General features: G+C 61.3%; 15 protein-coding genes. 7 read left to right on the forward strand and 8 right to left on the reverse strand.

The annotated features are described in order from the left end of the window. Window positions 1-9: 9 nt before the first annotated feature. The 3 genes from ACVWWD_RS17135 to ygfZ all read right to left on the reverse strand — a co-directional run bounded on the left by ACVWWD_RS17135 (window position 10) and on the right by ygfZ (window position 3712). On the reverse strand, window positions 10-2151 hold the full coding sequence (locus ACVWWD_RS17135; RefSeq protein ID WP_023771646.1) for a putative bifunctional diguanylate cyclase/phosphodiesterase: 2142 nt from the start codon (window positions 2149-2151) through the stop codon (window positions 10-12). Window positions 2152-2216: 65 nt separating this feature from the next. Further along, window positions 2217-2852 carry an HD domain-containing protein gene (locus tag ACVWWD_RS17140; RefSeq protein WP_023784349.1) on the reverse strand — a complete coding sequence of 212 codons (636 nt, stop codon included), beginning with the start codon at window positions 2850-2852 and terminating at the stop codon, window positions 2217-2219. After that, on the reverse strand, window positions 2852-3712 hold the full coding sequence (ygfZ, locus tag ACVWWD_RS17145; protein WP_352546642.1) for a CAF17-like 4Fe-4S cluster assembly/insertion protein YgfZ: 861 nt from the start codon (window positions 3710-3712) through the stop codon (window positions 2852-2854). Before ygfZ ends, ACVWWD_RS17140 begins: the two co-directional genes overlap by 1 nt. 82 nt (window positions 3713-3794) lie before the next feature. Here ygfZ and ACVWWD_RS17150 point away from each other — a divergent pair, with 82 nt between their 5' ends. The 3 genes from ACVWWD_RS17150 (at window position 3795) to ACVWWD_RS17160 (ending at window position 6217) form a co-directional block, all read left to right on the forward strand. Then, window positions 3795-5120 carry a dihydroorotase gene (locus tag ACVWWD_RS17150; protein ID WP_435053974.1) on the forward strand — a complete coding sequence of 442 codons (1326 nt, stop codon included), beginning with the start codon at window positions 3795-3797 and terminating at the stop codon, window positions 5118-5120. Window positions 5121-5203: 83 nt separating this feature from the next. Then, window positions 5204-5410 carry a hypothetical protein gene (locus ACVWWD_RS17155; protein ID WP_245273871.1) on the forward strand — a complete coding sequence of 69 codons (207 nt, stop codon included), beginning with the start codon at window positions 5204-5206 and terminating at the stop codon, window positions 5408-5410. 69 nt (window positions 5411-5479) lie between these two features. Next, entirely contained in the window at window positions 5480-6217 is a 738-nt protein-coding gene (locus ACVWWD_RS17160) for a nucleotidyl transferase AbiEii/AbiGii toxin family protein (protein ID WP_352546641.1), read from the forward strand. Window positions 6218-6270: 53 nt separating this feature from the next. Here ACVWWD_RS17160 and ACVWWD_RS17165 read toward each other — a convergent pair whose 3' ends face one another. The 4 genes from ACVWWD_RS17165 to ACVWWD_RS17180 all read right to left on the reverse strand — a co-directional run bounded on the left by ACVWWD_RS17165 (window position 6271) and on the right by ACVWWD_RS17180 (window position 8664). Beyond that, window positions 6271-7056, reverse strand: coding sequence for a hypothetical protein (locus tag ACVWWD_RS17165; RefSeq protein WP_023771651.1), 786 nt, complete (start codon window positions 7054-7056; stop codon window positions 6271-6273). A gap of 70 nt (window positions 7057-7126) precedes the next feature. Further along, window positions 7127-7384 carry a hypothetical protein gene (locus tag ACVWWD_RS17170; RefSeq protein WP_015318556.1) on the reverse strand — a complete coding sequence of 86 codons (258 nt, stop codon included), beginning with the start codon at window positions 7382-7384 and terminating at the stop codon, window positions 7127-7129. A gap of 350 nt (window positions 7385-7734) precedes the next feature. Further along, on the reverse strand, window positions 7735-8112 hold the full coding sequence (locus ACVWWD_RS17175; RefSeq protein WP_023771652.1) for a TIGR02301 family protein: 378 nt from the start codon (window positions 8110-8112) through the stop codon (window positions 7735-7737). Window positions 8113-8241: 129 nt separating this feature from the next. Next, window positions 8242-8664, reverse strand: a complete 423-nt coding sequence (locus ACVWWD_RS17180; protein WP_352546640.1) for an NUDIX hydrolase — start codon at window positions 8662-8664, stop codon at window positions 8242-8244. Window positions 8665-8792: 128 nt separating this feature from the next. Between ACVWWD_RS17180 and ACVWWD_RS17185 the strand changes: the two genes are divergently transcribed. Continuing rightward, complete coding sequence (locus ACVWWD_RS17185; RefSeq protein ID WP_457103210.1) at window positions 8793-9554, forward strand: SOS response-associated peptidase; 762 nt, start codon at window positions 8793-8795, stop codon at window positions 9552-9554. Between the two features lie 75 nt (window positions 9555-9629). On the opposite strand, the gene ACVWWD_RS17190 is transcribed toward ACVWWD_RS17185, so the two are convergent. Further along, on the reverse strand, window positions 9630-9785 hold the full coding sequence (locus ACVWWD_RS17190; protein ID WP_023771655.1) for a hypothetical protein: 156 nt from the start codon (window positions 9783-9785) through the stop codon (window positions 9630-9632). A gap of 414 nt (window positions 9786-10199) precedes the next feature. Between ACVWWD_RS17190 and cysS the strand changes: the two genes are divergently transcribed. From cysS to ACVWWD_RS17205, 3 genes are all read left to right on the forward strand, one after another. Continuing rightward, entirely contained in the window at window positions 10200-11651 is a 1452-nt protein-coding gene (cysS, locus tag ACVWWD_RS17195) for a cysteine--tRNA ligase (protein WP_352546638.1), read from the forward strand. 176 nt (window positions 11652-11827) lie between these two features. Then, window positions 11828-12226 carry an endonuclease domain-containing protein gene (locus ACVWWD_RS17200; RefSeq protein WP_352546664.1) on the forward strand — a complete coding sequence of 133 codons (399 nt, stop codon included), beginning with the start codon at window positions 11828-11830 and terminating at the stop codon, window positions 12224-12226. Then, window positions 12223-12609, forward strand: coding sequence for a VOC family protein (locus ACVWWD_RS17205; protein WP_352546637.1), 387 nt, complete (start codon window positions 12223-12225; stop codon window positions 12607-12609). The genes ACVWWD_RS17200 and ACVWWD_RS17205 overlap by 4 nt, the downstream gene beginning before the upstream one ends. Window positions 12610-12611: the final 2 nt, after the last annotated feature.

Here is a 12611-nt window from a genome sequence, read left to right on the forward strand (position 1 = left end):
CTGACGCCATCAGCCGGTCTGACTGCGTGTCGCACGCGACTTCAGCAGGCGCTGGATGTCGGCCGGCTTCGACGGCACGCCGATCAAATAGCCTTGCGCCTCGATACAGCCATTGTCGCGCAGCATGTCGAGTTGCGCCTCGGTCTCGACGCCTTCGGCCGTGACGACGATGCCAAGCTCGGCACCCAACCCGATGATGGTCCGAACGATCGCCGCCGTGTCGCGGTTGCCCATGTCGCGAATGAATGATCGGTCGATCTTGATCTTGTCGACCGGAAAACGCCTGAGGTAGCCGAGCGAGGAATAGCCGGTGCCGAAATCGTCCAGGGCGATGCGGATGCCGAGCTCACGCAACTGGCGCAGCGTTTTCAGCACGGCCCTGCTTTCGTCCATCAGCACGGTTTCGGTGATCTCCAGCTCCAGCCGTCCAGCCGGAACGCCGGAAAATGCCAGCGCCGAGATCACGCCGCGGGCAAACCCGTTGCTTTTGAGCTGCACGGCCGAGACATTGACCGCAATACGCAAGCCGGGTGGCCAGCTTGCGGCCTCTGCGCAGGCTTTCCTCAGCGCCCACTCGCCGAGCGGCACGATCAGCCCGGTCTCTTCGGCGACCGGAATGAAATCGTCCGGCGCGACAGTGCCACGCCCTGGCGAATGCCAGCGCATCAAGGCTTCCGCGCCGGTGATCTCGCCGGAAGCGATGTTCATGATGGGCTGGAAATGCAGATCGAACTCCTGGCGCGGCAGTGCTGCCTCGAGGTCTACTTCAAGCGCCCTGCGGGCCTGCACGACAGCATCCATTCCGGGCTCGAAGAAGCGATAGAGGTTGCGTCCTTCGCTCTTCGCCCGGTAGAGCGCCGTATCCGCGTTTTTCAGCAGCGTGTCGGCGTCCTTGCCGTCGCCGGGGAAAACGGCAATGCCCATGCTAATGCCGACATGCATGTCCCGGCTCTTGTCTCTAAATGGTTTTGCGATTGCGTCGACGATGCGCTTCGCCAGTTTTTCGGTATCGCCAATGCCCTTGAAATGGAACTGCATGACGACGAATTCGTCGCCGCCGAAGCGGGCGACGATGTCTGTTTCGTTGCGGACGCAATGCCGCAGCCTCTCGGCGACGCTTCTCAGCAGCCAGTCGCCCGCGGGGTGTCCCCAGGTGTCGTTGACCGCCTTGAAGCGGTCGAGATCGAGCGAGAAGATCGCCAACGGCTTGGCTGCCGCGTCCTCCAGCGCAAGATCCAGCCGTTCGCGAAACATCGAGCGGTTGGGCAGTCCGGTCAGCGTGTCGTGATGCGCAAGATGGGTCATGCGCTCTTCGGTCCGGCGGCGCTCGGTCACGTCGTCGAAAGTCACCACCCAGCCGCCGCCGCTCATCGGCCTGCGTGTGACCAGAACCGTCCTGCCGTCGGTCAGATGCCGGTAGGCCGAATGCGTCTTTGCCGCCGCCAGACAGGCTTCGGTTTTGGCGACTTCGCTGTCGACGTCGATCTTCATGTAGATGCCGAGTTCCAGCAATCGTTCGAGCGCGTTGCGGTGCGTCGTTCCAAGCGGGAAGTCCTCCGCGGAGACGTTATAGAGCTCCAGAAAACGTCTGTTGCGCACAATCATCTTGCCGTCGGCGTCGTACATCAGCAGGCCTTGCGACATGTTGGCGAGTGCCGCGTCGAAACGGCGATGCTGCTCCTTGAGATCCTGCTCGGCGCGCCGTTGTTCGGTTATGTCCTCGTAGATCGAGACCCATCCACCCAGGGCCAACGGACGGTGCGAGATGTTGATGATGCGGCCATCCGACAGAGTCTCTTCATAAGTCGAAGGTTTTGCCTGGTCGATATAGGGCTTGCGGATGGCGTAGAGTTCTTCGGCGCTTTGCGAGGCAACGCCGATATCGACGCTGTGCCGCAGGATGTCGACGAAGCAGATGCCCGGCCGTACCACTTTGGCGTCGAGGCGGAAGATGTTGAGATAGTTGCCGTTGCAGATGATCATGCGTTCGTCGGCATCGAACATGCACAGGCCATGCGACATGTTTTCGACAGCAGCTGAAAAGCGTTCGTTCTGCTCGCGCAGCTCATCTTGCATGCGGCGCTGATGTTCCATGCCTCCGGCCGCCCGTTCCGGGACGACCGAACCACCTTTGACATCCAAGACGGGCATGAGGCGCCCCTGCGATGCTTGATCGAACACCACACTGTTGACGCTTCCGGTTAATTTAGCGTTTTCTACCCAAGCGCGGATGTCGGAACGTGATGCCGCGACTTCTCGATCTCCGAAAACCGCTTCAGGAACGCATTCTGCGCTGAGGTCACCGAGCGTGGCGCGAAGTCGAAGCGCTCGGCGGAAAAACCGCGCGGCCGGCCGAAGAACTCGGTCGCCTCGGCGGTCGAAAACCCGGCAAGCAGCGTCGCCTCGAAATAGGCGGCGATCTGGTCGGCGCGCTTGATCTCCTTGCGCAGGATGGCAGCCGGTTCCGGCGGCAGCGAGAAGCGCAGATGGATGGCGCGCTGCAGGCGCACTTCGCAGTCCCTGTAGCTGCCGCCCATCACCGACTTGAATGGCGAGATCATGTCGCCGATGACATATTCGGGCGCATCGTGCAGCAGCGCAGCCAATTGGTCGTCGGCCGAAGCCCGGGGCGCCAGCTCGTTGAACAGTGCCTCGACCAGCAGTGAATGCTGGGCAACCGAAAAAGCGTGCTCGCCGCTGGTCTGGCCGTTCCAGCGGGCGACGCGGGCAAGCCCATGGGCGATGTCCGAGATCTCGATATCGAGCGGCGAAGGGTCGAGCAGGTCGAGCCGGCGGCCGGACAGCATACGCTGCCAGGCCCGTGGCGGCGCACCGGCGCGGTCCGCCGCCATTAGGCTTCCTCCACGCCGGGCGTTTCTTGCGGAAAGCCGAATTTGGCCCAACTGGGGATGGTGAGCGTCACCGGTATGTCACCCGCCAGGATCGGCTGGCCGGCATCAAGCGCCGCCTTCACCCTGTCGATGCGGGCGATGGCGAGCCCTGTCACGGTAGCACTCGAGCCGAGCGTGCCGACCGGCCGCCCACCGACAGTTAGCTCGGCACCCGCAGCGGGCAGGGGAAGCCCAGCCTCGACAATCAGCACGCGCCGCCGGGCGGTGCCTCGATGCTGCATGCGCGAGACGACCTCTTGGCCGACATAGCAGCCCTTCTTGAAACCGACACCGCCCATTTCGTCGAGCAGAACGTCATGCGGGAACGCATCGCCAAGTGCATAATCCGCCCCGCTCTCGGCGACGCCGTGGCCAATGCGGAAGGCCTGCCACGCGCCAATGTCGCCAGCGTCTGGGGCGCCGGCATCGAAGCGCGTGACGCCTTCGTCGCCAAAGCGCCTGTCGGCAAGCGCGGTTGAATCGCTTTCTGAGGCGATTGACTCTTTTCCCCAGGCAACTGTGACAACTGCCTGCCCCAACTTGGCAATCTCAACCTTGGCGCGAAGTTTGTAGAGCATCAGCCGGCGAATGAAATCGTCTGAAATGTCGGCACGGCATTCGATGCGAAAGGCGTTTTCGCCTGCCCGCGAGATCAGGAAGTCGAACAGGATCTTGCCTTGCGGCGTCAAAAGCGCGCCCGGCTTTGCCTCGCCATTGCCAAGCGTATCGAGATCGGTAGTCAGGATGTTCTGCAGAAAATGCTCGGCATCCGGGCCGGAGACGGTGATGAGCGCGCGATCTTTCAGCAGGGCAAAGGGCATGGGGCGGATTAAAAGCCTGATCTTGCAAAACGGTTGGCCATTACGTAAGCCGCTGACACTCCCCCCGCAAGAGAGCATCACCATGACCTACGACCTCATCCTGACAGGCGGCACAGTGGTCAATCATGACGGCGAAGGACTGCGCGACATTGGTGTGAGGGGCGGGCGCATCGCCGCGATCGGCGATCTGCGCCAAGCATCGGCTGGCGAGACGATCGACTGCCGGGGCCTGCATATCCTGCCCGGTGTCGTCGACAGCCAGGTGCATTTCCGTGAGCCGGGACTGGAACACAAGGAAGACCTGGAAACGGGATCGCGGGCCGCGGTGCTGGGCGGTGTCACCGCCGTGTTCGAAATGCCCAACACCAATCCGCTGACTACCAGCGAGGCAACGCTTGCCGACAAGGTCCGGCGCGGCAGCGGCCGCATGCATTGCGACTTCGCCTTCTGGGTTGGCGGTACCCGCGACAACGCCAGGGACGTCGGCGAGCTCGAACGTTTGCCGGGGGCCGCGGGAATAAAGGTCTTCATGGGGTCGTCCACCGGTGACCTGTTGGTCGAGGATGATGAAGGCGTCGCCTCCATCCTGCGAAACACGCGCCGCCGCGCCGCTTTTCATTCGGAAGACGAGTTCCGGCTGCGCGAGCGCGTTGGCGAGCGCATCGAGGGCGATCCGTCATCGCATCCGGTCTGGCGTGATGAGATCGCGGCTTTGCGCTGCACCGAGCGGCTGGTGCGCATCGCGCGCGACGTTCGTGCCCGCATCCATGTCCTGCACATCTCGACCGCCGAGGAGATCTTGTTCCTCGAACAGCACAAGGATGTTGCGACCTGTGAAGTCACGCCGCACCATCTGACGCTGAGCGCCGACGACTATGCGCGGCTTGGCACGCTGATCCAGATGAACCCGCCGGTGCGGGACAAACGCCATCGCGACGTCGTCTGGCATGGCATGGCGCAAGGCATCGTCGACGTGCTCGGCTCCGACCACGCGCCGCACACGCTGGCCGAGAAGGCAAAACCCTATCCGGCCTCGCCCTCGGGCATGACCGGCGTGCAGACGCTGGTGCCGATCATGCTCGACCATGTCAACGCCGGCCGGCTGACCCTGCAGCGCTTCGTCGATCTCTCCAGCCATGGCCCGCAGCGCATCTTCGGCATGGCCAGAAAAGGCCGCATCGCCGCCGGCTATGACGCCGACTTCACCATTGTCGACATGAAGCGGCGCGAGATCATCACCAACGCGCAAGCCGGCTCGAAAGCCGGTTGGACCCCCTATGACGGCAAGCAGGTCACTGGCTGGCCGGTCGGCACGGTCATTCGCGGTCAGCGCATTATGTGGGACGGTGAAATCGCGACGCCAGGCCAGGGCACGGCGGTGGAGTTTTCCGAGGCGTTGCCGGGTTAGCCACCTGTGGCTGTGCGTCACGTCTTTGATTTTTAAGCGTTCCGCACTATGTTCAAGGCATAATGCAGACACATGTCGCACCTATGATTGACCCCGCCGAGTTTCCAGAGCTGCAAGCGCTCTTGTGGAATCGCGATGTCGCGCGACTGATCCCGGCCAACGAAGCATTTGCGTTGTACGAGCGCAATTGGCGCTTTGTCGATCAGACACGGCTTACGACGCGCGAGAAATTGCTTATCCAGAATCTCGCCAGGGAATTCGGTCACGGTATCCTTCTGACTGCCGGCTGAATTGTCCTCCCGTGCTGTTTTTCGCCTCGTATCTGCAACATTAAACCGGACACGTCGCGAGCGAAGGCCATGAAGGAAGTCAGAAAGCCTGAGCACAGGATTATCTCTGAAGCCCTCGCGCTTATGGACCGCGATTTCCTGACCGCGGCCCAATGCTGGTTCGGTGGCGGGACAGCGATAGTGTTGAAACTGGGCGAGTATCGTCGGTCGTTGGATGTCGATTTCCTATGCGCGGATGCCGACGGGTATCGGCAATTGCGAACGTCAGCAGTCGAACGCGGGGTGAGGGCATTCTTTCCTGAACCAGTTGAGGCCATGCGAGATTTTCGTATTGATCAGTATGGCTTGAGGACCGTGGTGCGGTTGAAGGGGCAATTGATCAAGTTCGAAATTGTTCGTGAAGCCCGCATCTCGTTGCAAGGTCATTTCGATGACGATCTAAATGTACCTTCTTTGCTTCTCTCGGACATGTTCGCCGAGAAGTTATTGGCGAATGCCGACCGATGCCAAGACCGTGCTGTCGGCTATCGCGACGCTATTGATCTCGGAATGTTGGTCGGTGCCTATGGGCAGATCCCGAGTGACGCCTTAGCGAAAGCCCAGACTGCATATGGACAGGATATCCAACGCAAGGTTGCGTGGGTGGTCAACAAGCTTCGGGATGGAGAAGAGTTGAGTTACGCAGCCGAGATTCTGCAGATGGACGCTGATAAGGCTAGCGGTGCTATTTCGATTCTTCGAAACGAAAGCATTCGCATTTGGCCGGATGCCGCCATCAGTACAAAACCTGCCGACCCGCTCAAATAGCAACATCGTCTACGATGCTGTTCGCATCCTGGCGCAAACCAGGCAGGGCACCTTCAGTCGCCGGCGACGAAAAAGGTCCACTGCCCGGCTGGCGTGATGCCGACGCGATAGAAGATGTAGGCTCCGAACTGCTTCATGTCGTCGAAATCGCCGGCGGTGACGATCTTGAACAGCTCGACCCGTTGCTTGGAGTCGAGTTTGTCCAGCGGCAGCGCGAAGAAATACGGCCAGACATAGAGGTCCTGTGGCGTGCCCGCATCCACATGGACGTAGCCTGCGGAAAGCACCTCCTCCAGAATGGCCAGGATCTCCTGACCGTCAGGGTCGCCGGACATCCCCTTGAGGAAGGTGATGGCGTCGCCTTCGATGTCGGCCAGCGACAGCTGGGTCATGCTATCGCCCTTGCCGATCAAGGGCCTGAGCTTCTCGATGTCGCCGCTCTTGCAGGCCTCGATGATCAGGTCATGCATGCGCCGCACGGGCTCGGGCAGCTTGCCAAGATCATAGACGACTTCCGGCGGAGGCGCCTCGGGATCGACGCGCGGCCTGTTACTGCCGCCATCCGATGGGCTGTCCGGCTCAGCGGCGTCGGGACCGGCCGGCTGGCTGGCCGAAGGCGGCGTTCCCACCGGGTCAGGCATGGGAATCGCGCTTCCGGGCGGCGAAACATCGTCGTCCGACGGTGTGGCTGGCGCGGGGAGCTCTTCGCGTTTAATCTCGCTCAGTGCATGGGCCGGACTGCTAGCCAGGCAAGTCGTGAAGGCAACCGCGGCACAGCAAGCAGCGAGGCGGATGTAGAGGACCAAGCCCTTCGGCTTGCCTGACACCGGAAAATTCACTGCCCGTATCTCCCTACTTCCGGGCATGACGCCCGAACGGCATTCGATCGTCAGAGAACCTGATATCGGTTCAGTGCCGCAGCCGCTCAGGTTCGAAGGCGCCTGCGATCACCTTCTCGCGCATGCGGTCGAGCAGGGCAAGGGCCGAGGTTTCGCCGTTGGCGCGCAACATTTCACCGAATGCCGTCTCAAGGGCCGCCTCGGCGATAATTTCAGGCTCGATGCCGGCCGAGAGGCCTTCCGCCCAGGCTTCGCTGTGGCTCTCAACCGCCGTCAGGCGCTTCTCTTCCCTGACCAGCGCGTCGATGTCGTTGGCAGCATGTTCCATAAGCGATGTCCACCCTTCCAAGCGGCAACCCATCAGTGTGGATCAGGCTTGATCTGTTCCATTCATACGCAGCTGCAAGTAAGTAACTGTAAATACGACATTTTTTTGATCACTATTTACAGGGACCAACTGTATTTGGCGAAGCTGCGTTTCAACCCGGATCGAACTTAGCCGATTAGGCTGGCCTGCGGGGCGAAAACCTTCAGTTTGAGTTAATTGCGCATTCGCGCGATAACGTTTGATTAACGCTGTTGCAAAAGTGCAACATCAGAATTGCACCAAGGTAAGGCGGGCACAAGCCGGATATATCGAGATCCCTGGCGACGGGCCTGATATCTGTTGATGAATGCTCAGTTGCCATACCGCGAGGCGATATCGCGCGACAGCGTCTCGCCTTCTTTCATGTAACGGCTGATGGCTTCAGTGGCCGAAGCGGTGCACTGGGTGTAAGTGCCGCCGAAAGAACGGTAGCCGCGATTGAAGCTGGCGATGAAGCGGGCGCGGCGCTCTGGGTCCGGGTTTTCCGAATCGAGCAGTTTTTCCATCTCACCACGCCACTGGTCGCCCTTCTCCCCGCACAGATTGCGCAGGAAATGCAGCGACCCAAGAACTTCCGCCAATCGCATCAGCCCCGGCTCGAACGGCGACTCGGCGCTGAAGGCAGTCCGCGCCGGGACGACCGCGCTGACGGCAAGGCAAATGGCAAGGAGCATTGACGGACGGTTCATAAACCTTCTCTACCCGACGGCTTAGGCCTTGTGGTCTGCCTGATGGCCTGAGACGTCGTGGCTGGCGAGACAACATAAACCTTGTGACGAAACAATTTGTCGCCTGCAAGGCGGTTTTTCAGTGCTGCGTCAGCGGGCTTGAACGGGACCGAGGAGTTCCTCGGCCACCGCGAACACCGAGCCGGCGAGCGGCAGCAGCGTCATCTCCTTGAGTGTATAGAAGGCGGCTGTCTCGGCGTCGTCGCTGGCCTCGGCCTCGCCACCGGCATAGGCGGCGCCGAAGACCGTGAGGAGATAATCGACCGGGTGGCTGTCTAGCCTGCCGTCGATGTGGATTTCCCGAAGCGGGCGAAAGCCGTCGGCGAGCAAACCGGTCTCTTCCATCAGTTCACGCCGTGCCGCGTCCTCCAGCGTCTCACCGGCTTCGACCTTACCACCGGGAAAGGCGTAGAGCCCTTGCGAGGGCGGACGCGCCCGCTTGACCAAGAGTACGGTGTCGCCGCGCACGACGGCTACCGAGACGGCCGGAAGTACCTTGCGTGCTGTGTTCATCGATCCCTGATCAACTCATTCGAGACAGGTCTTTTGTGGATCGACAGCATGGGCAAGCTTTAGCGGTTGCGCAACGCCGGTTCGATCGCCACTTTCAACACCGAGCTATTCGAAAGACACAATCGATCATGTGCGGACGTTTTGCCTTGACCGCCACGCCGGAGCAGACCGCTGCCTCGCTGGGCCTTGCGGAACTGGAGGATTTCCCGGCACGCTACAACATCGCACCGACACAGCCGGTCCTGATGGTGACCGCTGGCGTGCCTCGAGCCCCCGGCTCCAATCTGCCGGACAGGCAACCGATGCTGGTGCGCTGGGGCCTGATTCCAGCTTGGGTGAAGGACACCAGGGAGTTTCCGCTGCTGTTCAACGCGCGCTCCGAGGGTGCGATCGAGAAGGCCTCGTTCAAGGCCGCCATGCGCCATCGCCGCGCGCTGGTGCCGGCATCCGGTTTTTACGAATGGCGGCAGACCGGAGGCAAGAAGGGACAACCCTATTGGATCCGGCCCAGGCATGGCGGGTTGATCGCCTTTGCAGGCCTTATCGAAACCTATTCCGAGCCCGGTGGCTCGGAGATGGATACCGGCGTTATCCTGACCGTCAACGCCAACGCCGATATCGCCCATGTCCATGACCGCATGCCGGTGGTGGTCGATATTTCTGACTTTGCCCGTTGGCTGGATTGCCGCACGCTCGAACCGCGCGATGTCGTCAATTTGCTGCGGCCGGCGCGGTCCGATTTCTTCGAGGCGATTCCTGTCTCCGACCTCGTCAACAAGGTTGCCAACACCGGACCAGAGATTCAAGAGAGGGGCGAAATCGGGCCGGAACTCGAGAAGGTGAGGCGCCAGAAACCTGGCGCGGACGACAGTCAGATGACGCTGCTCTAGCGAAACCTATCTAGGTCTATGTTCAGGACGCCTGTTCGCGCGCCCATCGCCGGCGATTGCGCCAGCCGCGTCATTTCAGGCGGCGCGGGGCGATACGATCTTCTGCGCCGGCTTGTTCTTCTTCGCGGTGTGGAGAAGGGCGGCGACGATGGCGGCCGGGCCGATCGCGCGATAGTGGTTGGCCAGCGCCGGTTGCTTGGCGCGGTTGGCTTCCTGCTTGCTTCGAGGCATGTTTCTCTTCCCTGGTAACGTTTCCGTGTCTGCGTTTGCTGGTTGATTCCGACCAAATCGTGACGCGTGGTGATCTAGCCGGCGAATGTTTCATGACTGTGCCGACATGTTTAATAAAATGTTTCACTGACTGATTCCGTCTGATCGGGCGATGCTTTTGCTAGCCCTCGCTACCTTTTTCCCGGGATCAGCGACTTGACGGCAACACTGCTCAGGGCGATAAAGCCGCCGATGAAAACGTCTATCGCCATTTGTGGCATTTGCATTATTGGCTAGCCTCGCGCTGGTCCGGACGTTTTCGCCTCATCTTCCCCAGATTGGACAAACGCCCCGGCCAGCAGGCTGGAACCTGATTGGCGCCTCGGCGCTGGGCTGGCTCCATCCAGACAAGAAGTTCTGAACGGGAAGCATGGAATGTCTGACGCATCAAAGGGCCTGCGCCTCTACAACACGCTGACGCGCATGAAAGAGGGTTTCGTGCCGATCGATCCGCTTGACGTGCGCATGTATGTCTGCGGCCCGACCGTTTACGACTTCGCCCATATCGGCAACGCCAGGCCGGTGATCGTGTTCGACGTGCTGTTTCGCTTACTGCGCCATCTCTACGGCGAGACGCACGTCACCTATGTGCGCAACATCACCGACGTCGACGACAAGATTAACGCGCGGGCGCTCCGCGATTTCGGCGGCGAGATCGCTTCGGGAACCCTTTCGCTCAATGAAGCGATCCGACGGGTGACCGAAAAAACGGCCGGCCAGTTCCACAGGGATGTCGCCACGCTTGGCTGCATTGAGCCGACGGTCGAACCGCGCGCCACCGAATTCGTCGAACCCCGCGCCGACGGCAAGGCTGATATGATCACCTTGATCAAAAGCCTGATCGGACGCGGCCATGCCTATGTCGCGGCAGGCGAAGTTCTGTTCGATACGGCGTCGATGCCGGACTATGGTCAATTGTCGAGGCGCAATCTCGACGAGCAGCAGGCCGGTGCCCGCATCGCCGTCGACGCCCACAAGAAGAACCCCGGCGATTTCGTGCTGTGGAAACTGTCATCGCCGGAAGAGCCCGGTTGGCAAAGTCCATGGGGCAGGGGCCGCCCCGGCTGGCATATCGAATGCTCGGCCATGTCGGCCGCCTATCTCGGCGAGGTCTTCGACATCCATGGCGGCGGCCTCGATCTGATCTTCCCGCACCATGAGAACGAGATCGCCCAGTCGCGCTGCGCCCACGGGACCGATGTCATGGCCAATGTGTGGATGCACAATGGCTTCCTGCAGGTCGAGGGCCAGAAAATGTCGAAGAGCCTCGGCAATTTCTATTCGATCCATGAGTTGCTCGAGACCGAGACCTTCGGCGGCCGCAAATGGCCTGGCGAGGTGCTGCGGTTGGCTATGCTGATGACGCACTACCGCGAGCCGATCGATTTTTCCGTGCGCAAGCTTGAGGAGGCGGAGAATACGCTTCGCAAATGGAAACGGGCGTCGGACCTGGCGCCGGCTGCGGGAGGCCAGGTGCCGGCGGAGGTCGTGGAGGCGCTGTCGGATGATCTTGCGACATACGCGGCCTTCCAGCAACTGACCGAGCTTGCCGGCGAGGCGACCGACTTCAGCGGCGCTGGCGAGAATGGCGCTGCGGCTTCCTTGAAAACCTCGCTCGCATTCCTCGGTTTCGACGTCGGCGCGGCCAAGGTCGACGAGGCCGCGATTGCGGGAACCATCGCCAGGCGCCTGCAGTTCATCGCCGCCAAGAACTGGGCCGAGGCCGACCGCATCCGCGACGAACTCCTGTCGCAAGGCGTGCAGTTGAAAGACGGCAAGGATCCGGCCACCGGAGAACGCGTGACGACGTGGGAGGTAAAGCGGTGAGGGTGGCGCCAGGCACCCCCCCTCTGCCCTGCCGGGCATCTCCCCCTCATGGGGGGAGATTGGCCGGCATTTGGGCTTTCGCCAATCGCCAATGTCACAGATTGTGCGCGACCGGCAAAGCTGCTGATCTACCCCATGAGGGGGAGATGCCCGGCAGGGCAGAGAGGGGGCTCGCGATGACCCATCATCGGGTATCTCCCTTCAATCGCGGCAACACGCGCAAGATGCGCAAGTCAATGACCGAAGCCGAGCTAAAGCTCTTGAAAGAGATCAGGGCCCTTCGTCTCATGGGATTGGCTTTCAGACGTCAGATGCCAATCGCCGGCTGCATCGTCGATTTCGCCTTTCCGAACAAAAAGCTGGTGGTCGAATTGGACGGTTCTCAGCATGCCCAAGTCTCAGTCTCGGAATCGGATGCTGCAAGAACAGCGAGGCTCGAAGCACTCGGCTGGACCATTCTGCGCTTCTGGAACGACGACGTGATCCGCGATATCGACAATGTCTGCCAGCACATCGTCAACTCGGCCGGCATGGCCAACGTGCCGGAACCAGCAACGGAGGAGCTCGTTCCATGATCGACCATCTCGGCATCACGGTTTCCGATTTCGATGCCTCCAAGGCCTTCTATGACAGGGCGATGGCGCCGCTGGGTGGCTCGTTGCTTTATATGGTGCCGCAGGAATACACCGGCGGCGCCAAGGTCGGCGGCTATGGCCGCGACCGGCCGGTGTTCTGGTTGAGCGCGGCCGGGGAAAAGCCCCGAGATCATCAGCACGTCGCCTTCACCGCGCGCAACCGCGCCGAGGTCGACGCCTTCCATGCCGCCGCCCTTGCAGCCGGCGGCAAGGACAATGGCGGACCGGGCCTGCGCCCGCACTATCACCCCAACTATTACGGCGCTTTCGTCCTCGACCCCGACGGCAACAATGTCGAGGCGGTCTGCCATGATCCGGAGTGAAA

The organism is Mesorhizobium sp. URHB0026 (assembly GCF_054059755.1).